This window comes from Streptomyces sp. NPDC059567, assembly GCF_042735655.1.
In the GTDB taxonomy this organism is placed as follows: domain Bacteria; phylum Actinomycetota; class Actinomycetes; order Streptomycetales; family Streptomycetaceae; genus Streptomyces.
Window position 1 is genome coordinate 26,050 of the sequence record NZ_JBHWBS010000018.1, and the last position, 20,201, is coordinate 46,250.

The 20,201-nt window shown below is 72.0% G+C and carries 20 protein-coding genes; 12 read left to right on the plus strand and 8 right to left on the minus strand.

Annotated elements, in window-relative coordinates; translation table 11 throughout:
• Positions 1-73 precede the first annotated feature (73 nt).
• From ACFVZW_RS11680 to ACFVZW_RS11695, 4 genes are all read left to right on the plus strand, one after another.
• Positions 74-1,036 carry a hypothetical protein gene (locus ACFVZW_RS11680; RefSeq protein ID WP_384519974.1) on the plus strand — a complete coding sequence of 321 codons (963 nt, stop codon included), beginning with the start codon at positions 74-76 and terminating at the stop codon, positions 1,034-1,036.
• Between the two features lie 123 nt (positions 1,037-1,159).
• Complete coding sequence (locus ACFVZW_RS11685; protein ID WP_384519877.1) at positions 1,160-2,608, plus strand: DUF2252 domain-containing protein; 1,449 nt, start codon at positions 1,160-1,162, stop codon at positions 2,606-2,608.
• Positions 2,609-2,749: 141 nt separating this feature from the next.
• Positions 2,750-3,574 (plus strand): hypothetical protein, encoded by an 825-nt coding sequence (locus tag ACFVZW_RS11690; RefSeq protein ID WP_384519976.1) that lies wholly within the window; start codon positions 2,750-2,752, stop codon positions 3,572-3,574.
• A gap of 43 nt (positions 3,575-3,617) precedes the next feature.
• Entirely contained in the window at positions 3,618-3,962 is a 345-nt protein-coding gene (locus ACFVZW_RS11695; protein ID WP_362359586.1) for a rhodanese-like domain-containing protein, read from the plus strand.
• An 8-nt stretch (positions 3,963-3,970) separates the two neighbouring features.
• Here the strand turns inward: ACFVZW_RS11695 and ACFVZW_RS11700 are convergent, their stop codons facing one another.
• The 6 genes from ACFVZW_RS11700 to paaA all read right to left on the minus strand — a co-directional run bounded on the left by ACFVZW_RS11700 (position 3,971) and on the right by paaA (position 8,801).
• Positions 3,971-5,104 carry an acyl-CoA dehydrogenase family protein gene (locus ACFVZW_RS11700; RefSeq protein ID WP_384519978.1) on the minus strand — a complete coding sequence of 378 codons (1,134 nt, stop codon included), beginning with the start codon at positions 5,102-5,104 and terminating at the stop codon, positions 3,971-3,973.
• 79 nt (positions 5,105-5,183) lie between these two features.
• Positions 5,184-6,272, minus strand: coding sequence for a 2Fe-2S iron-sulfur cluster-binding protein (locus ACFVZW_RS11705; protein ID WP_384519879.1), 1,089 nt, complete (start codon positions 6,270-6,272; stop codon positions 5,184-5,186).
• Positions 6,273-6,770, minus strand: coding sequence for a 1,2-phenylacetyl-CoA epoxidase subunit PaaD (paaD, locus tag ACFVZW_RS11710; RefSeq protein ID WP_384519881.1), 498 nt, complete (start codon positions 6,768-6,770; stop codon positions 6,273-6,275).
• A complete protein-coding gene (paaC, locus tag ACFVZW_RS11715) occupies positions 6,764-7,489 on the minus strand; it encodes a 1,2-phenylacetyl-CoA epoxidase subunit PaaC (RefSeq protein WP_384519883.1) in 726 nt (241 codons plus the stop codon). The genes paaD and paaC overlap by 7 nt, the downstream gene beginning before the upstream one ends.
• Positions 7,486-7,773, minus strand: coding sequence for a 1,2-phenylacetyl-CoA epoxidase subunit PaaB (gene paaB / locus ACFVZW_RS11720; protein WP_260228409.1), 288 nt, complete (start codon positions 7,771-7,773; stop codon positions 7,486-7,488). Before paaB ends, paaC begins: the two co-directional genes overlap by 4 nt.
• A complete protein-coding gene (gene paaA, locus ACFVZW_RS11725) occupies positions 7,770-8,801 on the minus strand; it encodes a 1,2-phenylacetyl-CoA epoxidase subunit PaaA (RefSeq protein WP_384519885.1) in 1,032 nt (343 codons plus the stop codon). The genes paaB and paaA overlap by 4 nt, the downstream gene beginning before the upstream one ends.
• Positions 8,802-8,926: 125 nt before the next feature.
• Between paaA and ACFVZW_RS11730 the strand changes: the two genes are divergently transcribed.
• The 3 genes from ACFVZW_RS11730 to ACFVZW_RS11740 all read left to right on the plus strand — a co-directional run bounded on the left by ACFVZW_RS11730 (position 8,927) and on the right by ACFVZW_RS11740 (position 11,747).
• Positions 8,927-9,655 (plus strand): DUF5819 family protein, encoded by a 729-nt coding sequence (locus tag ACFVZW_RS11730; protein ID WP_384519887.1) that lies wholly within the window; start codon positions 8,927-8,929, stop codon positions 9,653-9,655.
• Positions 9,656-9,858: 203 nt separating this feature from the next.
• The gene (locus ACFVZW_RS11735; RefSeq protein ID WP_384519980.1) at positions 9,859-11,070 is read left to right on the plus strand and encodes an HTTM domain-containing protein; all 1,212 of its coding nucleotides are present in this window, start codon (positions 9,859-9,861) and stop codon (positions 11,068-11,070) included.
• Positions 11,067-11,747, plus strand: coding sequence for a TrmH family RNA methyltransferase (locus ACFVZW_RS11740; RefSeq protein WP_384519889.1), 681 nt, complete (start codon positions 11,067-11,069; stop codon positions 11,745-11,747). Before ACFVZW_RS11735 ends, ACFVZW_RS11740 begins: the two co-directional genes overlap by 4 nt.
• A 20-nt stretch (positions 11,748-11,767) precedes the next feature.
• Here the strand turns inward: ACFVZW_RS11740 and paaN are convergent, their stop codons facing one another.
• Positions 11,768-13,465 (minus strand): phenylacetic acid degradation protein PaaN, encoded by a 1,698-nt coding sequence (gene paaN / locus ACFVZW_RS11745; RefSeq protein ID WP_384519891.1) that lies wholly within the window; start codon positions 13,463-13,465, stop codon positions 11,768-11,770.
• Positions 13,466-13,727: 262 nt separating this feature from the next.
• Between paaN and ACFVZW_RS11750 the strand changes: the two genes are divergently transcribed.
• Both ACFVZW_RS11750 and ACFVZW_RS11755 read left to right on the plus strand, forming a co-directional pair.
• Complete coding sequence (locus ACFVZW_RS11750; protein ID WP_384519981.1) at positions 13,728-15,227, plus strand: 3-hydroxyacyl-CoA dehydrogenase; 1,500 nt, start codon at positions 13,728-13,730, stop codon at positions 15,225-15,227.
• Positions 15,224-15,817 (plus strand): TetR/AcrR family transcriptional regulator, encoded by a 594-nt coding sequence (locus tag ACFVZW_RS11755; RefSeq protein WP_383548844.1) that lies wholly within the window; start codon positions 15,224-15,226, stop codon positions 15,815-15,817. Before ACFVZW_RS11750 ends, ACFVZW_RS11755 begins: the two co-directional genes overlap by 4 nt.
• A gap of 110 nt (positions 15,818-15,927) precedes the next feature.
• Here the strand turns inward: ACFVZW_RS11755 and ACFVZW_RS11760 are convergent, their stop codons facing one another.
• Complete coding sequence (locus ACFVZW_RS11760; RefSeq protein WP_384519983.1) at positions 15,928-16,458, minus strand: Lrp/AsnC family transcriptional regulator; 531 nt, start codon at positions 16,456-16,458, stop codon at positions 15,928-15,930.
• A gap of 192 nt (positions 16,459-16,650) precedes the next feature.
• Here ACFVZW_RS11760 and pdhA point away from each other — a divergent pair, with 192 nt between their 5' ends.
• The 3 genes from pdhA to ACFVZW_RS11775 are packed head-to-tail and all read left to right on the plus strand — an operon-like array spanning position 16,651 to position 20,158.
• Positions 16,651-17,811, plus strand: a complete 1,161-nt coding sequence (pdhA, locus tag ACFVZW_RS11765; protein ID WP_384519893.1) for a pyruvate dehydrogenase (acetyl-transferring) E1 component subunit alpha — start codon at positions 16,651-16,653, stop codon at positions 17,809-17,811.
• Positions 17,811-18,836, plus strand: coding sequence for an alpha-ketoacid dehydrogenase subunit beta (locus ACFVZW_RS11770; RefSeq protein WP_384519895.1), 1,026 nt, complete (start codon positions 17,811-17,813; stop codon positions 18,834-18,836). The genes pdhA and ACFVZW_RS11770 overlap by 1 nt, the downstream gene beginning before the upstream one ends.
• Positions 18,836-20,158, plus strand: coding sequence for a dihydrolipoamide acetyltransferase family protein (locus ACFVZW_RS11775; protein WP_384519897.1), 1,323 nt, complete (start codon positions 18,836-18,838; stop codon positions 20,156-20,158). Before ACFVZW_RS11770 ends, ACFVZW_RS11775 begins: the two co-directional genes overlap by 1 nt.
• The last annotated feature ends 43 nt before the right edge of the window (positions 20,159-20,201 follow it).

Consider the following 20,201-nt stretch of genomic DNA (forward strand, 5'->3'; position numbering starts at 1 on the left):
CGCACGGGGATCGGCGTCGGCACCGGCGGGTGCGCTGCGGCACGTGCTCGGGCATCTGCTCACCCCGCTCCTCATGTGCCTCGGCATGGGACTCGCCTACCTCGGCGCCTTCCACGCCCCCCAGCCCCACGACCTGCGCGTCGACGTCGTCGGCTCCGGTCCCACCGCCCAGGTCCTCGCCCAGACCCTCCACGACAAGGGCGCCGGCGCCCTCGACGTCCGTACCGTCGCCGACCGGCAGACCGCCGTCACCGCCCTGCGCGAGCAGACCTCCTACGGCGCCTACATCCCCGGCACCCACCCCGAACTGCTCGTCGCCTCCGCCTCCTCGGACACCAGCGCCATGGCCGTCGAGAAGGTCTTCACCAAGGTCGCCGCAGGACAGGACGCGCCCCTGAAGGTCACCGACGTCGCCCCCGTCTCCGACGGCGACCCCACCGGACAGGGCATCTTCTTCCTGCTGGTCGCCCTCAGCATCGGCTCGTACGCCTCCGTCGCCGTCATCGGCGGCGCGGGTGCCGTCCTCCCCCTCCGGATCCGCGCCCTGCTCGCCGCCGGAACGTCGCTCGCCGTCAGCCTCATCGGCACCGTCTTCGCCGGACCGATGTTCCACCTCGTCGACCACGGACTCGGCGGAGTCTGGGCGATGTCATGGCTGTACTCGGCCGGCATCCTGCTGATCGGCGTCGGGCTCCACACCTTCCTGCGCCGTTGGACCACCCTCGGCGTGATGGTCCTGTTCGTCATGCTCAACTTCACCAGCTCCGGAGGCATCTACCGCCCCGAACTCCAGCCCGGCCTCTTCGCCGCCCTGCATGCCTTCTGGAACGGAGCCGGCTTCGTCGAGGGCGTCCGCGCCCACGTCTACTTCGACGACCACGCACTCGGCGGACATCTCCTCGTCCTCGCCCTCTGGTTCCTCGCCGGAGTCGCCCTCACGGTCGCCGCGGCGGTTGCCGAGGCCCGCCGACGGCGGGAGACGGAGGACGCGCTGGAGGAGCTGGAGGAGGAGCTGGAGGAGGCCGTCGCGGTCTGAGCGTCCCGACTCCGTTGTCCACAGGCCGTTGTCCACAGGGGAAGACGGGCCGCCTGACCCGGCGGTACCGTCATGCCCAGTTGATGTTGGGCAGGGCCACACCAAGTCGGGGGAGGACGTCTCATGGGCGAGATCCGGACGGTCGTACCGGAACAGCGAGGCACGGACAGCGGACGCGTTCCGCACGTGCCCGGGTTCGCACAGCGGGCAGCCGCAGGGGCGACGGACACCCCCAAGGAACAGGGCAAGTCCCTGCGCGAGCGCCTCCCACGCTCCACCCACAGCACGCTCACCCTCGCCGACGACCGTCCCGACGCCGTCCGCGCCGTCGAGGAATCCAGCCGCGACCGCGTGAAGGAACTCGCACCGATACGCGTCGGCAGAATGGCCGCCAGCCCCTTCGCGTTCCTGCGCGGCTCCGCCGGACTCATGGCCCACGACCTCGTCGGCTCCCCCGTCACCGGCGTCGCCGCCCAGATATGCGGCGACGCGCACGCGGCCAACTTCGGCCTCTACGGAGACGCCCGCGGCCGCCTCGTCATCGACCTCAACGACTTCGACGAGACCGTCGTCGGCCCCTGGGAATGGGACCTCAAGCGACTCGCCACCTCCCTGGTGCTCGCCGGACGGGAAGCGGGAGCGAGCGAGGACACCTGCCGGGCCGCCGCCTTCGACACCGTCGGCGCCTACCGACGCACGATGCGCCTGCTCGCCAAGCTCCCCGCCCTCGACGCCTGGAACGCCATCGCCGACGAGGAACTCGTCTCCCACACCGACGCCCGCGACCTGCTCGGCACCCTCGAACGGGTCTCGGAGAAGGCCCGGAACAACACCAGCGCACGCTTCGCCGCGAAGTCGACCGAGTCCGTGACCGACGCCGACGGCGGAGGCCGGCGCTTCGTCGACGCACCGCCGGTACTGCGCCGCGTACCGGACCAGGAAGCGGCGGCGGTCGCCGCCTCCCTCGGCGACTACCTGACCACCGTCTCCGAGGACCGGCTGCCGCTGCTCGCCCGGTACACCGTCCACGACGTCGCCTTCCGCGTCGTCGGGACCGGCAGCGTCGGCACCCGCTCCTATGTCGTACTGCTCCTCGACCACCGGGGCGAGCCCCTGGTCCTCCAGGTGAAGGAGGCACGGCCCTCGGCCCTGCTCCCCCACCTCCCGGCCGTCGGCTTCACCGTCCCCGACCCGGGACACGAAGGACGCCGTGTGGTCCTGGGACAGAAGCGGATGCAGGTCGTCAGCGACATCCTGCTCGGCTGGACCACCGTGCAGGGGCGCCCGTTCCAGGTGCGCCAGTTCCGCAACCGCAAGGGCAGCGTCGACCCCGCCGCCCTCACACCGGACCAGGTCGACGACTACGGCCGCATGACCGGCGCCCTGCTGGCCCGCGCGCACGCCCACAGCGCCGACCCGCGCCTGATAGCCGGCTACTGCGGAAAGAACGAGGAGCTCGACGAGGCGATCGCGGCCTTCGCCGTCGCGTACGCCGACCGCACCACGGCGGACCACACCGACCTGGTCACAGCGGTGAACAACGGCCGGATAGCGGCCGAGCTCGGAGTATGACGGCCGACGCCTGCCTGGCCACGGGCTGACGTCGCCGACGGGGGACGGGGGTGGGGCGGGGCGGGGGAGGGAGGGAGGGGGGAGGGGCCCCCGACGGGATCGTAGGCTGGTGGGGTGACGGACCGGAGCGAGGACGTAGGCGTGGACCAGGACGTGGACCAGGGCGCGAGCCCGGGTGGTGACGCCGGTGCGGAGCGGCCCGAGGCGCGGCTGGAGAAGGCCGTGCGGGTGGCCGAGCAGGCGCTGATCGAGTTCGAGATCGCGGTGGAGACGTTCCGGGTCGAGGTGGACAACTTCTCCCGGCTGCATCACCAGCGGCTCGGCCCGATGTACACCCGTCTCGACGAGCTGGACGCGCAGATCGCCGAGGCGCGGGCGGCCAAGACCGGGGATCCGGAGGATCTGCGGCGGGCGGAGGAGGCGCGGGCGGTCGTGATGCCGATGCCCGGCGTCGAGGAGCTGTTCCACGACTGGATCGACTCCGACGGGCTGTCCCCCGAGGCCGCCGCGATGCTGACCGAGCAGCCGGTGCAGCCGCCGAAGCGGGTCCGGCCCAGCGAGGAGGCCCGGAAGCTGTATCGCGAGCTGGCGCGGCAGGCACACCCGGATCTGGCGCGGGACGAGGACGAGCGCAAGCGGCGCGACGCGTTCATCACACGGGTGAACGCCGCGTACGCGCGCGGTGACGTCGCGCTGCTGCGTGAGCTGTCCGCCGAGTGGGCCGCGGGTCCGGTGCCGGAGGAGGAGCGGCTCAGCGAGAGCGAGGAGCTGTACGCGCGCCTTGAGTGGCTGACGCAGCGCAAGGAGCTGTTGACGCTGGTGGCGCGGGAGCTGGAGGACAGTGCGATCGGCGCGATGCTGCGGATGGCGCCGGACGACCCGGACCGGCTGCTGGAGGAGATCGCCGAGCAGCTGCTGGCGCAGGTCTCCGAGCGTGAGGCGGAGCTGGCCGCACTGGTGCAGTAGGTTTTCGTCAGAGCTCGGTACTGAATGAGAGAAGGCCCGTCCCATGAACTTCGCCCCGCTGCCCTCGGTGGAAGCGGCCTCTGTGCCGGCCGATGCCCTGGTGCTGGATGTCCGGGAGGACGACGAGTGGGCGGCCGGGCATGTCGTGGACGCGCTGCATGTGCCGATGAGTGACTTCGTGGCGCGGTTCGGTGAGGTGACCGAGGCGGTGGCCGATGGCCGTCGCGCGTATGTGATGTGCCGGGTGGGTGGCCGTTCGGCGCAGGTCACGCAGTATCTGGTGCAGCAGGGGATCGACGCGGTGAACGTCGACGGCGGGATGCTGGCCTGGGACGGTGCCGGGCGGCCGGTCGTGGGGAACGACGGCGGCCCGGGCTTCGTCCTGTAGGTGGCGGTTCAGCCGAGGGGGTGGGCGGCCAGCAGGTCGCCGAGGGCTTCCTCGTGGGCGGCGGCGGGGCCGAGGGCGAGTTCGAGCTGTTTGGCCCAGGCGTGGTAGCGGTGCAGGGGGTAGTCGGTGTCGGCGCCGAAGCCTCCGTGGAGGTGTTGGGCGGTCTGTACGACGCGGCGGACGCCTTCGGATGCCCAGATCTTGGCGACGGCGATGTCCGCGGCGGCGGGCAGTGGTCCGCCGGCTCCGGTGCTGATGCGCCAGGCGGCCTGCCAGAGGGTGACTTCCATGGCGCGCAGGTCGATGTAGCGGTCGGCGGCTTGGACGGCGACGGCTTGGAAGGTGGCCACGGGGTGGCCGAACTGTTCGCGCTTGCCGGTGTACTGGCTCGTCATGGTGAGGACGTTCTCGCCGAGGCCGAGGGCGAGGGCGCAGGTTCCGGTGGCGAGGACGCCGCGTAGCCATTCCCAGGCGCCTTCGGTGTCGATGACGTCGGTGCTGTCGAGGCGTACGGAGTCGAGGTGGAGTTCGGCGAGGAGTTCGCCGCTCGTGGAGTACTGCTCGGCCAGGGTGAGGCCGTCGTGGGTGCGGGGGAGCAGCGCGAGGACGGTGTGTCCGTCGGTGGTGTGGGCGGGGACGGCGATGCGGTCGGCGCCGTGGGCCCAGGGGACGGCGCTCTGGAGGCCGTCGAGGATCCAGGCGGTGCCGTCGCGGTGGGCGGTGACGGCGAGTTCGGCGGGGTCGTGGCCGGTGCGGCCGTTGGCGGCGGCGGTGAGGACGAGTTCGCCGCGGGCGACGCGGGGGAGGAGTTCGGTCGCCGTGTCGTCGGTGGCGTAGCGCTGGATGGTCATGGCGACCGCGCTGGTCTCCAGGAGGGGTACGCGGGCGAGGACGCGGGCGGATTCGCGGAGGACGAGGCAGAGGGCGATGGTGTCGAGGCCGGCGCCGCCGTGTTCGGGGGCGAGGACGAGGCCGAGGAGGTCGGAGGCGGCGAGGCGGGACCAGAGGGGTCGGTCGAAGTCGTCGGCGACGGCGTGGGGGGTGAGCGCGGGGCTCGGTACGCCGTCGGGTGTGACGCCGGAGAAGACCGCTTTGGCCGCCTCGACGGCCGCCTGCTGTTCTTCGGTGAAGGTGAAGTCCACGGCCATGCCCTCCCGTTGCCGATCTGACGGATCGTCAAGATAGAACAGGTTCTAGGCGAAGGGAATGGCCGCGGGGCCCTCAGCGGTCGAAGTCGAGCTCCACTTCCGCGGTGGCCGGGTGGGACTGGCAGGCCAGGACGTATCCGGCCTCGGTCTCTTCCGGCTCCAGGGCGAAGTTGCGGTCCATCCGGACCTCGCCGTCGACGAGGAAGGCGCGGCAGGTGCCGCACACTCCGCCCTTGCAGGCGTAGGGGGCGTCGGCGCGGGCGCGGAGGACGGTGTCGAGGAGCGTCTCGCCTTCCTGTACGGGCCAGTTGCCTGAGCGGCCGTGCAGGGTCGCGGTGAGGGTGGCGTGGACCGGTGCGTCGGCGCGGGGTGCCGGGGCGGGTGCCGAGCCGTCGTCGACGTGGAAGATCTCCTGGTGGATTCGGGTGCGGTCGACGCCGAGTCCGCGCAGGGCGTGTTCGGCGCTCTGGACGAGGCCGAACGGGCCGCACAGGAACCAGCCGTCGATGTCGGCGACGGGCAGGAGTGCGGGGAGCAGGCCGGTGAGCCGTTCCTTGTCGAGGCGTCCGGAGGGGAGGCCCGCCTGCTGCTCCTCGCGGGAGAGCACGGTGACGAGCTGGAAGCGGTCGGGGTAGCGGTCCTTCAGGTCGGCGACCTCGTCGAGGAACATCGTGGAGGAGGCGGTGCGGTCGCTCCGGACGAGGCAGAACCGGGAGTCCGGTTCCGCTGCGAGGAGGGTGGCCGCCATCGACAGGACCGGGGTGATGCCGCTGCCGCCGACGACGGCGGCGAACCGTCCGGGGCGGGGGGCGAGGGTGAAGCGGCCCATCGGTTCCATGACCTCGACGGTGTCGCCGACGGCCAGTTCCTTGAGGGCGTACGTGGAGAACTCGCCGCCGTCGACGAGCCGGATGCCGACGCGCAGGACGGGGTCCTGGCCTTCGGGGGTGGCGGCGGCGCAGATCGAGTAGGTGCGGCGGATCTCTTCGCCGTGCCGGGCGGTGCGACGCAGGGCGAGGTGCTGGCCGGGGGTGTGGCGGTAGGCCTCGCGCAGCTCGGGCGGGACGGCGAAGGTGACGGCCACCGAGTCGTCCGTGAGCTGCTCGACCTCGCTCACCCGGAGCGGATGGAACCCGGCCCGTCCGGGGCGTGAGGACTGCATCTACAACTCCTTGAAGTGGTCGAACGGTTCGCGGCAGGCCGTGCAGCGGCGCAGCGCCTTGCAGGCGGTGGAGGAGAACCGGCTGAGCAGTTCGGTGTCGGTGGAGCCGCAGTTCGGGCAGCGGATCGCGAGGGTGAGGGCGACGGGTCCGCCGGCGGGGCCTTGGGGGCGGGGCGGGGCGATGCCGAACTCGGCGAGCTTGCGTCGTCCTTCGTCGCTGATGTCGTCGGTGGACCAGGCGGGTGCGAGGACGGTGACGACGGTGACCTCGGGCACGCCGTGCTCGTGCAGTGCGTGCTCGATGTCGCTGGACATCGCTTCGATGGCGGGGCAGCCGGTGTATGTGGGGGTCAGCTCGACCTCGACGCGGCCGGGGCCGAGGACCTGGACGCCGCGCAGGACGCCGAGTTCGCCGAGGGTGAGGACGGGCAGCTCGGGGTCGGGGACGGCGCCGGCGATCCGGCTCAGTTCCTGCTCCAGGTCCGTCATGGTCACCATGCCGCCCCCGGGTGGCTGCGGTGCAGGTGCTGCATCTCGGCGAGCATCCGCCCGAAGGGCTCGGTGTGCAGGCCCTGCCGGCCCGCTCCCGCGGCCCAGGCGCCGGTGCGCGGCCCGTTGGGGACGGTGAGGGTGGCCTTTTCGAGGACGGCGGTGACGGAGGCGAGCCAGGCGCTCTGCAGGGCTTCGTGGTCGATGTCGAGGCCGTCGACGGGCTGGAACAGCTCGCCGGTGTAGCGCCAGAGTGCGTCGCAGGCCCGCTGCATCCGGTCGTGGCTCTCGGGGGTGCCGTCGCCGAGGCGCAGGGTCCAGTGCTCGGCGTGGTCCTGGTGGTAGGCGACTTCCTTGACGGCTTTGGCCGCGAGTCCGCTCAGGGGCCCGTCGCCGGTCGCCAGCCGGGCGTAGAGGAGCCGCTGGTAGGTGGAGAAGTAGAGCTGGCGGGCGATGGTGTGGGCGAAGTCGCCGTTGGGCTGCTCGACCAGCTGGGTGTTGCGGAAGGCCCGTTCCTCGCGGAGGTAGGCGAGCTCGTCCTCGTCGCCGACGAGGGAGAGCAGGATGCGGGCCTGGCCGAGAAGGTCGAGTGCGATGTTCGCGAGGGCGACCTCCTCTTCCAGGACGGGTGCGTTGCCGGCCCACTCCCCCAGGCGGTGGGAGAGGACGAGGGCGTCGTCTCCGAGGGCGAGGGCTGCGGTCGTGGTCGCGGTGGTCTGCGCGGTCACAGGTGCTTCACTCCCTCGGGGATCTCGTAGAAGGTCGGGTGGCGGTAGGGCTTGTCCGCCGACGGTTCGAAGAAGGGGTCCTTCTCGTCGGGCGAGGAGGCGGTGATCGCGGCGGAGGGGACCACCCAGATCGATACGCCTTCATTGCGACGGGTGTACAGGTCGCGGGCGTTGCGCAGGGCCATCTCGGCGTCCGGCGCGTGGAGGCTGCCCGCGTGGGTGTGGGACAGTCCGCGGCGCGAGCGCACGAACACCTCCCACAGGGGCCATCCGTCGGTGGTCATGCTCCTGCCTCCCCGTGCTTCTGCTGCTGTGCGTGCTTGTCGGCGTATGCCGCGGCGGCTTCCCTGACCCAGGCGCCGTCCTCGTGGGCCTGGCGGCGCTTGTCGAGCCGCTGTTCGTTGCAGGGGCCGTTGCCCTTGAGGACGTCCCAGAACTCGGTCCAGTCGATGGCGCCGAAGTCGTAGTGTCCGCGCTCCTCGTTCCACTTCAGGTCCGGGTCGGGGAGGGTGAGCCCGAGCGCCTCGGCCTGGGGGACGGCGATGTCGACGAAGCGCTGGCGCAGCTCGTCGTTGGAGTGGCGCTTGATCTTCCAGGCCATGGACTGGGCGGAGTGCGCCGACTCGTCGTCCGGGGGGCCGAACATCATCAGGGAGGGCCACCACCAGCGGTCGACCGCGTCCTGGGCCATGGCGTGCTGGGCCTCGGTGCCGCGGGAGAGGGCGAGCAGGGCTTCGTAGCCCTGGCGCTGGTGGAAGGACTCCTCCTTGCAGACGCGGACCATCGCGCGGGCGTACGGGCCGTAGGAGCAGCGGCAGAGCGGGACCTGGTTGGTGATGGCGGCGCCGTCCACGAGCCAGCCGATCGCGCCGACGTCGGCCCAGGTCAGCGTGGGGTAGTTGAAGATCGAGGAGTACTTCTGGCGGCCGGAGTGGAGCTTGTCGAGGAGCTCGTCGCGGCTGGTGCCGAGGGTCTCCGCCGCGCTGTACAGGTACAGCCCGTGGCCTGCTTCGTCCTGGACCTTGGCCATGAGGATCGCCTTGCGGCGCAGTGAGGGCGCGCGGGTGATCCAGTTGGCCTCGGGCTGCATTCCGATGATCTCGGAGTGGGCGTGCTGCGCGATCTGGCGGACGAGCGACGCCCGATAGGCGTCGGGCATCCAGTCGCGTGGCTCGATGCGCTCGTCGGCGGCGACGGCGGCGTCGAACACCGCCTCGTAGGCGGCCTGGGTCGCCGCCGTGGCCGCGTCCCGCGCGGACTGTGCGTCCTGTGCGCCCGCGGTCACCGCTGTCGCTGACGTCCCTGTGGTCATCGGACCCCCTACCGCCGGCCTACCGACCGATCGTTCGGTTGAATGACTTCAATGGTCGGTCGGCGGCCCGTATGGTGTCAACCCTGTGGATAACTGCGGTGGGACGGATCGGGGATCGGGGCGGGATGGACTCGTACGACGACACGGGCGCGCGTGAGGCGCGCCCAGCCACCGGAACGGAGCCCCGCACGGGCGCCGGGATAGCCTCGCTCTCGCTTCCGTACCAGGTCGTCGCGGCCGTCGCGCTGGCCGCCGCCGGCGTCTTCGCCCTGGTCCATCTCGCGATGGTGTTTCTGCACGTCGCGCCGTCGAACACGCTCACCAAGCAGCACGGAGCCGTCGTCGACGACTGGATCTATCCCGAGTTCGAGCAGAACTGGAAGCTCTTCGCGCCCAACCCGCTCCAGCAGAACAACGCCGTCCAGGTCCGCGCGGAGGTCGCGGCCGCCGACGGCTCCCGGCGCACCACTGACTGGATCAGTCTGACCGCGCAGGACACCGAGGCCATCCGCGGCAGCCTCCTCCCCAGCCACACGGAGCAGAACGAGCTCCGCCGGGCGTGGGACTTCTATCTGAACACCCACACCGAGGACCATCGGGCCCAAGGGCTGCGCGGCCGGCTCTCCGAGAGCTACGTCCGCCGGATCGTCATGCTCCGCCTCGACGAGCAGCGCCTCGACGGCACGGTGGAGCGGATCCAGCTCCGCTCCACCGTGCGCGCCGTCCCGGCCCCGTCGTGGAGCACCGAGAAGACGTCCACGGACCCCGTCCACCGGGAGTACCCGTGGTGGAAGGTGACCGCCGCCGATCTGCCCCGTGGTGCCAAGAACGACCGCACGGAGGCGGCCCGGTGAACCAGCCGTCCCAGAACCAGGTGCCCGAGAGTCAGGCGCGCGAAAGCCAGCCGTCCCAGAACCAGGTGCCCGAGAACCAGGTGCCCGAGAGCCAGCCGTCCCAGAGCCCGGCCCCGGAGAACCAGCCGTCCCGGAACCAGGCCCCCGGGCTGCACCAGACCTCCGGCGACCACGCGGCCCCGGGCGCGTACGCCGTACCCGGCCTGCCCCACGAGCCGGTCGACCGGCGGCTCGCGCGGGCCATCCAGCGGGTCACCGCCAACGCCCTCGGGCCGTACCAGAGCGCGATCATCCGGATCGGCTTCTCGCTCACCTGGCTGCTCTTCCTGCTGCGCGAGCTGCCCCACCGCCATGAGCTGTACGGCCCCGACAGCCCCTGGTCGTGGGAGATGGGCCGACAGCTGATCGCCGACAACAGCGCGTTCACGGTGCTGATGTGGTCGGACGGCGAGCTCTGGTTCGAGCTCGTCTACGTGCTCGCCGTGCTCTCCGCCGCGCTGCTGCTGGTCGGCTGGCGCACCCGCGCCGTGTCGGTGGTCTTCATGGTCGGTGTGCTGTCCCTGCAGAATCGCTCCGTCTTCGTGGGCGACGGCGGCGACAACGTCATCCACCTCGCCGCGATCTACCTCGTCCTGACCCGCTGCGGCCAGGTCTGGTCCCTGGACGCCCGCCGGGCGGCCCGCGAGGCCCGCGCCGCGGCCGACGGTCTGCCGCCCCGCCGCGACGTCGTCGGACCGCTGCTGTGGGCGGTCCTCGGCGGCTTCCTGCTCGTCGCCACCTACTTCCTCGGTGTCACCGGCTCCACCTGGCTGCTGGTGCTGATGTGGGTGCTGTGGCTGGCGCAGGCGCTGTGGTGGGCGGTGTGCCGCTACGCCCCGGGCGAGCCGCGCACGCTCCTCGACGTCCTCGCCAATCTCGCCCACAACGCGACACTCGTCGTGATCATGGCCGAGGTCTGTCTGATCTACGCCACAGCCGGCTGGTACAAGATCCAGGGTTCGCGCTGGCAGGACGGCACCGCGCTGTACTACCCGCTCAAGCTGGACTACTTCACTCCGTGGCCCGCACTCTCCGACTTCCTCGGCTCCAGCGGAGTGATGGTGATGGTGCTGACCTACGGCACCGTGCTGATCCAGGTCGCGTTCCCCTTCGCCCTGTTCAACCGCAAGGTCAAGAACGTCCTGCTGGTGGCGATGATGCTGGAGCACGCCGGGATCGCGGTGCTGCTCGGGCTGCCGCTGTTCTCGCTCGCGATGATCTCCGCGGACGCGGTGTTCCTGCCGACGGCGTTCCTGGTCTGGCTGGGCGTGCGGGTGGGGCGCGGCCGGGACAGGCTGCTGTCCCGTAGGGGTGGGAAGGTGCCCGACCAGCGCCGTTCGAGTGAGGAACCCGCCGCCCGTACCCTCGTGGGGTGAGCACCGCAGAGCAGTCCGAGCCGATCCAGTACGACGAGGGGTACGCCCCCGAGGTCGGTGTCGGGCCGCATCCGCTGCCCTGGCCGGACGGCGAGCGCTACGACCCCGAGCTGCTGGCGGGCGGGGACCGGCGCAATGTCGTCGACCGGTACCGGTACTGGACGCGCGAGGCGGTCGTCGCCGACCTGGACACCCGCCGTCACGACTTCCATGTCGCCGTGGAGAACTGGGGCCACGACTTCAACATCGGATCAGTAGTGCGGACCGCGAACGCGTTCCTGGCGAAGGAGATCCACATCGTGGGTCGCCGTCGCTGGAACCGGCGCGGGGCGATGGTCACCGACCGCTACCAGCATGTGCGCCACCACCCGGACACCGAGTCGCTGACCGCGTGGGCCGCGGCCGAGGGCCTGCCGATCATCGGGATCGACAATCTGCCGGGCGCGGTGCCGCTGGAGCGGACCGTGCTGCCGCGGCGCTGTGTCCTGCTCTTCGGCCAGGAGGGGCCGGGCCTCACCGAGGAGGCCCGGACGCATGCGGAGATGGTCTGCTCGATCGCCCAGTTCGGTTCGACCCGGTCGATCAACGCGGGTGCCGCGGCCGCGATCGCGATGCACGCGTGGGTGCAGCGGTACGCCGAGATCGAGGCTCCGGCAGGGCTCGCGGAGACCCCGTAGGGCCTCCGCGAGACCGTGGCTCACGCCTGGCGGCGGACCTCCACCACCCGGAAGCGGTTGGCGACGAAGGCCGCGTCGCACAGGGCCGCGTTCGCGGCCGGGTTGCCGCCGGAGCCGTGGAAGTCGGAGAACGCCGCCGTCTGGTTGACGTAGATCCCGCCCGTCAGGTTCAGCGAGAGCTGGGCCGACTCCTCCAGGCAGACCTCCTCGACGGCGCGCTCCGTGTCGGCCGAGGTGGTGTACGCCCCGACCGTCATCGCGCCCTTCTCGCGGACCGTGCGCCGCAGCAGCTCGAGGGCGTCGGCGGTCGAGTCGACGGAGACGGCGAAGGACACCGGGCCGAAGCACTCGGAGAAGTACGCGGCATCCGCGTCGGGCTTGGAGCCGTCCAGCTTCACGATGACCGGCGTACGGACGACGGCGCCCGGGAAGTCCGGGTTCGCGACCTCGCGGGAGGCCAGCGCCACCTCGCCCAGGCCCGCCGCGGCCTCCAGACGCGCCTTCACGTCAGGGTTGACCAGCGCGCCGAGCAGGGCGTTCGCCCGGGCGTCGTCGCCGAGCAGACCGCCCACCGCCGCCGCGAGATCGGCGACGACCTCGTCGTACGACTTGTTGCCCGCGTCGGTGCTGATGCCGTCGCGGGGGATCAGCAGGTTCTGCGGGGTCGTGCACATCTGGCCGCTGTACAGGGACAGGGAGAAGGCCAGGTTGGAGAGCATCCCCTTGTAGTCGTCGGTGGAGTCGACGACGACCGTGTTGACGCCCGCCTTCTCCGTGTAGACCTGCGCCTGGCGGGCGTTGGCCTCCAGCCAGTCGCCGAAGGCGGTGGAGCCGGTGTAGTCGATGATCCGGATCTCGGGGCGGACGGCCAGGGTCTTGGCGATGCCCTCGCCGGGCCGCTCGACGGCCAGCGCGACCAGGTTCGGGTCGAAGCCGGCCTCGGCGAGGACCTCGCGGGCCACGCGGACGGTGAGCGCCAGCGGGAGGACGGCCCGGGGGTGGGGCTTGACCAGGACCGCGTTGCCGGTGGCCAGGGAGGCGAACAGGCCGGGGTAGCCGTTCCAGGTCGGGAAGGTGTTGCAGCCGATCATCAGCGCGATGCCGCGGGCGACCGGGGTGAACTGCTTGGTCAGCTCCAGCGGGTCCCGCTTGCCCTGCGGCTTGGACCAGTGGGCGGCGCCGCCGGGGGTGCGGGTCTGCTCCGCGTACGCGTACGCCACTGCCTCGAGGCCGCGGTCCTGCGCGTGCGGGCCGCCGGCCTGGAACGCCATCATGAAGGCCTGGCCGCTGGTGTGCATCACCGCGTGCGCGAACTCGTGGGTGCGGGCGGAGATCCGCGCGAGGATCTCGATACAGACCAGGGCGCGGACCTCGGGTCCGGCCTCGCGCCAGGCGCCCATGCCGGCGCGCATCGCGGGCAGCAGGACGTCGATGTCGGCGTGCGGGTACTCCACGCCGAGCGCCGGGCCGTACGGCGAGATCTCGCCACCGGTCCAGCCGTCCGTGCCGGGCTGGTCCAGCTCGAAGCGGTTGTCGAGCAGTGTCTTGTACGCGTCGAGACCGGCGGCGGCGTCCAGCGAGCCGTTCTCGCCGTAGGCCTTCGGGTGCTCGGGGTGGGGCGACCAGTAGGCACGGGTGCGGATCGTGTCGAGAGCCTGGTCGAGTGTGGACCGGTGCTTCTCGGCCAGAGCGTCGGTGGTCAGCTGAGCGGCGGCCATGGCAGGACCAACTCCTCGTTGAGCTGGGCAGGAAGGGACGGACAGAGTTAGAGTAACCGAACGATCGGTCGGGACAAGGGGGTCTGTCGAAGCTGTGGACAACCCATCGGGGAGGATCAGTCGCATGACCGCCAATGTGAGCGATTCCGCGCCGGACGCCGTGTCGGATTCCGCGCCGAAGCCCGCGCCGGTTCCCGTGCCCGAGCCCGGCACCGACGCCATCGACCGGAGCCGGACCGTCGCCGTCGTCGGCACGGGGACCATGGGCCAGGGAATCGCGCAGGTCGCCCTGGTCGCCGGCCATCCCGTCCGGCTCTACGACAGCGCCCCCGGCCGGGCCGAGGAGGCCGTGACCGCCCTCGCCGCCCGCCTGGACCGCCTCGTCGAGAAGGGCCGGATGGACAAGGCCGAGCGCGAGGGGGCCGTCGCCCGGCTGCATGCCGCGGCCGAGCTGACCGAACTGGCCGACGCCGCGCTCGTCGTCGAGGCGATCGTCGAACACCTCCCGGTCAAGCAGCAGCTCTTCGGCGAGCTCGAGAAGATCGTCGGCGACGACACCCTGCTCGCCACCAACACCTCCTCCCTCTCCGTCACCGCGATCGCGGGAGGGCTGCGGCTGCCCGGCCGGTTCGTCGGGCTGCACTTCTTCAACCCCGCGCCGCTGCTCCCGCTCGTCGAGGTCGTCAGCGGCTTCGCCACCGACGAATCCGCCGCCACGCGCGCGTACGAGACCGCGAAGAGCTGGGGCAAGACGCCGGTACGCTGCGCCGACACCCCAGGGTTCATCGTCAACCGGATAGCCCGACCGTTCTACGCGGAGGCACTGCGGGTGTACGAGGAGGGCGCGGCCGACCCCGCCACCATCGACGCGGTGCTGCGCGAGTGCGGCGGCTTCCGGATGGGCCCCTTCGAACTGACCGACCTCATCGGCCAGGACGTCAACGAGGCCGTCACCCGGTCCGTGTGGGAGTCCTTCTACCAGGACCCGAAGTTCACGCCGTCCCTCGCCCAGCGGCGCCTCGTCGAGTCGGCGCGGCTCGGTCGCAAGTCGGGGCAGGGCTGGTACCCGTACGGGGACGGCGCGGCGGCTCCCCAGCCGCACACCGCGCCCCCGGCCGAGCCGCCGGCCTCCGTGACGGTCCAGGGCGACTTCGAGCACATGCGCGACCTGGTGGAGCGGATCCAGGAAGCCGCGATCCCGGTCGACTTCGGCGACGACGGCGCGCCCGGCTACCCGGGCTGGATCGAGCTGCCGAGCGGCACCCGGCTCTTCCTCGCCGACGGGACCTCGGCCGACGACGCCGCGATGCCGGTCATCCACGTCGACCTGGCGCTGAACTTCTACACCTGCGAGCGGATCGCGCTGGCTCCCTCGGCCACCGTGGACGACGACGCCCTCCAGGAGGCGATCGGCCTGTTCCAGGCGGCGGGCAAGGCGGTCAGCGTCATCCGCGACATCCCCGGCATGATCGTCGCCCGTACGGTCGCGATGCTCGCCGACTTCGCCTTCGACGCCGCCGCGCGCTCGGTGGCCGACGGTGACGACATCGACACCGCGATGCGGCTCGGCGTGAACTACCCGCGCGGGCCCCTCGCCTGGGGCGAGGAGCTGGGCGCCGGCTGGGTCCTGGAGATGCTGTCGAACCTCCACGAGGAGTACCCGACGGGCCGCTACGCCCCCTCGCAGGCGTTGCTCCGCCGGGCAGCCGCCGAGCGGGTCGCCGCCGAGGCGGCCGCGGCCGCACAGGAGGCGACGGCATGACGACCGCGAAGCGCGACACGTACACCCCCGAGACGCTGCTCTCCGTCGCCGTGCGCGTCTTCAACGAGCGCGGCTACGACGGCACGTCCATGGAGCACCTCTCCAAGGCCGCGGGGATCTCCAAGTCCTCGATATACCACCATGTCGCGGGCAAGGAGGAACTGCTGCGGCGGGCCGTCAGCCGGGCCATCGACGGGCTCTTCGCGATCCTCGACGAGCCGGGCGCGGGGCGCGGGCGGGCCATCGAGCGGGTCGAGTACGTCACCCGGCGCACCGTCGAGGTACTGATGGCGGAGCTTCCGTACGTGACGCTGCTGCTGCGGGTCCGCGGCAACACCGACACCGAGCGGTGGGCGATGGAGCGGCGCCGGGAGTTCGACCACAGGGTGGCCGAGCTGCTGAAGGCGGCCGTGGCCGACGGTGATCTGCGGGCCGACGTGGACATCAAGCTGGCCACGCGACTGCTCTTCGGCATGATCAACTCGCTGGTGGAGTGGTACCGGCCGCTGCCGGGCGCCGACGCGGTGCGCGAGCAGCTCGCCGACACCGTCGTGCACCTCGCGTTCGACGGGCTGCGTACGGCCCGCTGAAGCCGCTCTGAGGGCCCTGTGAGGGCCCTCAGAGGCGTGTACAAGGCCCTTCTCGGCCTGCAGGGGCCACTCGGCCTTGTAGGCCCCTCGGCCTGCAACCGGGCGCTCCCTCAGTGGTCCGGGTCGAGGTCCGTCTCCTCGAAGACCAGCAGCGTGCGGGTGGAGAGCACCTCGGGGATCGATTGGAGCTTGGTGAGCACCAGCTCGCGCAGGGTCCGGTTGTCGGGGGTGTGGACCAGCAGCAGGACGTCGAAGTCCCCGCTGACCAGCGCGATGTGCGCGGCGCCCGGCAGGGCCTGCAGCTGCTCGCGCACGGTGCGCCAGGAATTCTGGACGATCTTGAGCGTGATGTAGGCGGAGGCGCCCTGGCCCGCGCGCTCGTGGTTGACCCGGGCGCTGAAGCCGCGGATCACCCCGTCGTCGATCAGCCGGTTGATCCGCGCGTAGGCGTTGGCCCTGGACACATGGACCCGCTCGGCCACGGAGCGTATCGAGGCGCGACCATCCGTCTGGAGGATGCGCAGGATGTCGCGGTCGATGGCGTCCAGCGGGCGCGCCGGAGGGCCCTGGGGCCCCTGGGGCGCCCCGCCGGGCGCCGTGCCCGGCGGCTGGGCGAGCTCCCGCTCCCAGCTCTCGGCCATTTGTTCATCCGCCATGTCCCCCCGCCTCTCTCCCATGGACGACATGCTCCTATCCCAGGCTGTGGAGAACCGATTGTCCACAGGCTGAGGGTGCCTGTAGCCAAAATGCCTCCACGACCGAACAATCGGTAGGTGAGGCGCGCCACACCCGCGCCACCCGCCTTCGGGTCTTATGCCCGCTCCCACGAGGAGGTGGACTCGTTGCAACAGCGCAGTTCGACAGTCCAAGAGCCGCCCGGTGCCACCCCTGTCTACCGGCCCACCCCGCCCCCGGCGTGGAAGCCGCGCACCGACCCGGCCCCCCTGCTGCCCGACGCCGAGCCGTTCCGTGTCCTCGGCACGGACGCGGTGGCCGCCGCCGACCCCGAGCTGCTGCGGCGGCTCTACGCGGAGCTGGTGCGCGGCCGGCGGTACAACGCCCAGGCCACGGCCCTCACCAAGCAGGGCCGGCTCGCCGTGTACCCGTCGACGACCGGCCAGGAGGCCTGCGAGGTCGCGGCCGCGCTGGCCCTGGAGGACCGGGACTGGCTGTTCCCCTCGTACCGCGACACCCTCGCGGCCGTCGCCCGCGGCCTCGACCCGGTCCAGGCGCTGACGCTGCTGCGCGGCGACTGGCACACCGGGTACGACCCGCGTGAGCACCGCATAGCGCCGCTGTCCACGCCTCTCGCCACCCAGCTCCCGCACGCGGTGGGCCTGGCCCACGCCGCCCGGCTCAAGGGCGACGACGTGGTCGCGCTCGCCATGGTCGGCGACGGCGGCACCAGCGAGGGCGACTTCCACGAGGCGCTGAACTTCGCGGCCGTCTGGCAGGCCCCCGTGGTCTTCCTGGTGCAGAACAACGGCTTCGCGATCTCCGTGCCGCTCGCCAAGCAGACCGCGGCCCCCTCCCTGGCCCACAAGGCCGTCGGATACGGCATGCCCGGCCGGCTCGTCGACGGCAACGACGCCGTCGCCGTCCACCAGGTGCTCACCGAGGCCGTGGCACGCGCGCGTCGCGGCGGCGGTCCGACGCTGATCGAGGCCGTCACGTACCGCATCGAGGCCCACACCAACGCCGACGACGCCACCCGCTACCGCGGCGACAGCGAGGTCGAGGCGTGGCGGGCACACGACCCGATCCTGCTCCTGGAGCGGGAGCTGACGGAGCGCGGGATGCTCGACGAGGACGGAAAGCGGGCCGCGGCCGAGGCCGCCGAGACGATGGCGGCGGCGCTGCGCGAGCGGATGAACGCCGAGCCGGTCCTGGACCCGATGGATCTGTTCGCGCACGTCTACGCCGAGCAGACCACCCAGCTGCGCGAGCAGGCCGCGCAGCTGCGGGCCGAGCTCGACGCCGAGAGCGAGGCGTGATGACGACGCAGGTGGCGGCCAAGCCCGCCAAGCCCGCGAAGCCGGCCACGATGGCCCAGGCGCTGCAGCGGGCCATGCGGGACGCGATGGCCGAGGACCCGACCGTCCACGTCATGGGCGAGGACGTCGGCACGCTCGGCGGTGTCTTCCGGGTGACCGACGGCCTCGCCAAGGAGTTCGGCGAGGACCGCTGTACGGACACCCCGCTGGCCGAGGCCGGCATCCTGGGCACGGCCGTCGGCATGGCGATGTACGGGCTGCGGCCGGTCGTGGAGATGCAGTTCGACGCCTTCGCCTACCCGGCGTTCGAGCAGTTGATCAGCCACGTCGCGCGGATGCGGAACCGCACGCGCGGCGCGATGCCGATGCCGATGGTGATCCGGGTGCCGTACGGCGGCGGGATCGGCGGCGTCGAGCACCACAGCGACTCCTCCGAGGCGTACTACATGGCGACCTCGGGTCTCCATGTCGTCACCCCGGCCACCGTCGAGGACGCGTACGGGCTGCTGCGGGCGGCGATCGCCTCCGACGACCCGGTCGTCTTCCTGGAGCCCAAGCGGCTCTACTGGTCGAAGTCCGACTGGTCGCCCGAGGCGCCCGCGCGGGTGGAGCCGATCGGCAAGGCCGTCGTGCGGCGCCGCGGCACCAGCGCCACGCTGATCACCTACGGGCCGTCCGTGCCGGTCTGCCTGGAGGCGGCAGAGGCCGCCCAGGCAGAGGGCTGGGACCTGGAGGTCGTCGACCTCCGCTCGCTGGTGCCGTTCGACGACGAGACCGTCAGCGCGTCGGTACGGCGTACCGGACGGGCGGTCGTCGTGCACGAGTCGGCCGGGTTCGGCGGGCCGGGCGGGGAGATCGCCGCGCGCGTGACCGAGCGCTGCTTCCACCACCTGGAGGCGCCCGTGCTGCGGGTCGCCGGCTTCGACATCCCCTACCCGCCGCCGATGCTGGAGCGGCACCATCTGCCGGGCGTGGACCGGGTGCTCGACGCGGTGGCGCGGCTGCAGTGGGAGGCGGGGAGCTGATGGCCCAGGTGCTCGAGTTCAAGCTGCCGGACCTCGGCGAGGGGCTGACCGAGGCGGAGATCGTGCGCTGGCTGGTGAACGTCGGCGACGTCGTCGCCATCGACCAGCCGGTCGTCGAGGTCGAGACCGCCAAGGCGATGGTCGAGGTGCCGTGCCCCTACGGCGGGGTGGTGACCGCCCGCTTCGGCGAGGAGGGCACCGAACTGCCCGTCGGCGCACCGCTGCTGACGGTCGCCGTGGGCGGAGCGGAAGCTCCGGTGGCGGCGCCAACGAAGTCGGCGGCGGCTGCCGAGGACGCCGAGTCCTCGGAGTACTCCGGCAACGTGCTCGTCGGCTACGGCACGGCGGGGCCCGCGGCGCGCAGGCGCCGCGTCCGCAGGGACACCGCCCCGGCGGCCCCCGTCGCCCAGGTGGCGGCGCCCGTGAAGCCGGCGCTTCCCGAGGGACCCGTGCCGGTGATCTCCCCGCTCGTGCGGAAGCTGGCCCGGGACAAGGGGCTCGACCTGCGCGAGGTGCGCGGGTCCGGTCCGGCCGGACTGATCCTGCGGGCGGACGTCGAGTCGGCCCTGGCCGCCGCCGAGCGCCCGGCACCTGCTCCCGCCGCGCCGTCGCCCGTGGCCGTCGTCGCCGCCGGAGCCGAGCGTGTTCCGCTGCGCGGAGTCCGCGGCGCCGTGGCCGACAAGCTCTCGCGCAGCCGTACGGAGATCCCGGACGCGACCTGCTGGGTGGACGCCGACGCCACCGAACTCATGGCGGCGCGGGCCGCGATGAACGCGGCGGGCGGGTCGAAGATCTCGCTGCTCGCGCTGCTCGCCCGGATCTGCACCCATGCCCTCGCCCGCTTCCCGGAGCTCAACTCCACGGTGGACACGGCGGCCCGGGAGATCGTCCGGCTGCCGTCGGTGCACCTCGGGTTCGCGGCGCAGACCCCGCGGGGACTGGTCGTCCCGGTGGTGCGGGACGCGGGCACGCGGACGGCGGAGTCGCTGACGGAGGAGTTCGCGCGGCTGACCGAGTCCGCCCGGCAGGGGACGCTGACGCCGGCGGACCTGACCGGCGGGACGTTCACGCTGAACAACTACGGGGTGTTCGGGGTCGACGGCTCGACGCCGATCATCAACCACCCGGAGGCGGCGATGCTCGGGGTGGGCCGGATCATCCCCAAGCCGTGGGTCCACGAGGGAGAGCTGGCCGTGCGCCAGGTCGTCCAGCTGTCGCTGACCTTCGACCACCGCGTCTGCGACGGCGGCACCGCGGGCGGCTTCCTGCGCTACGTCGCGGACTGCGTCGAGCGCCCCGCGGTCCTGCTCCGCACGCTCTGACGTCGCCCGCTCCCGCCGGGGGCCGTGGTGCGCGAGGTCGCGC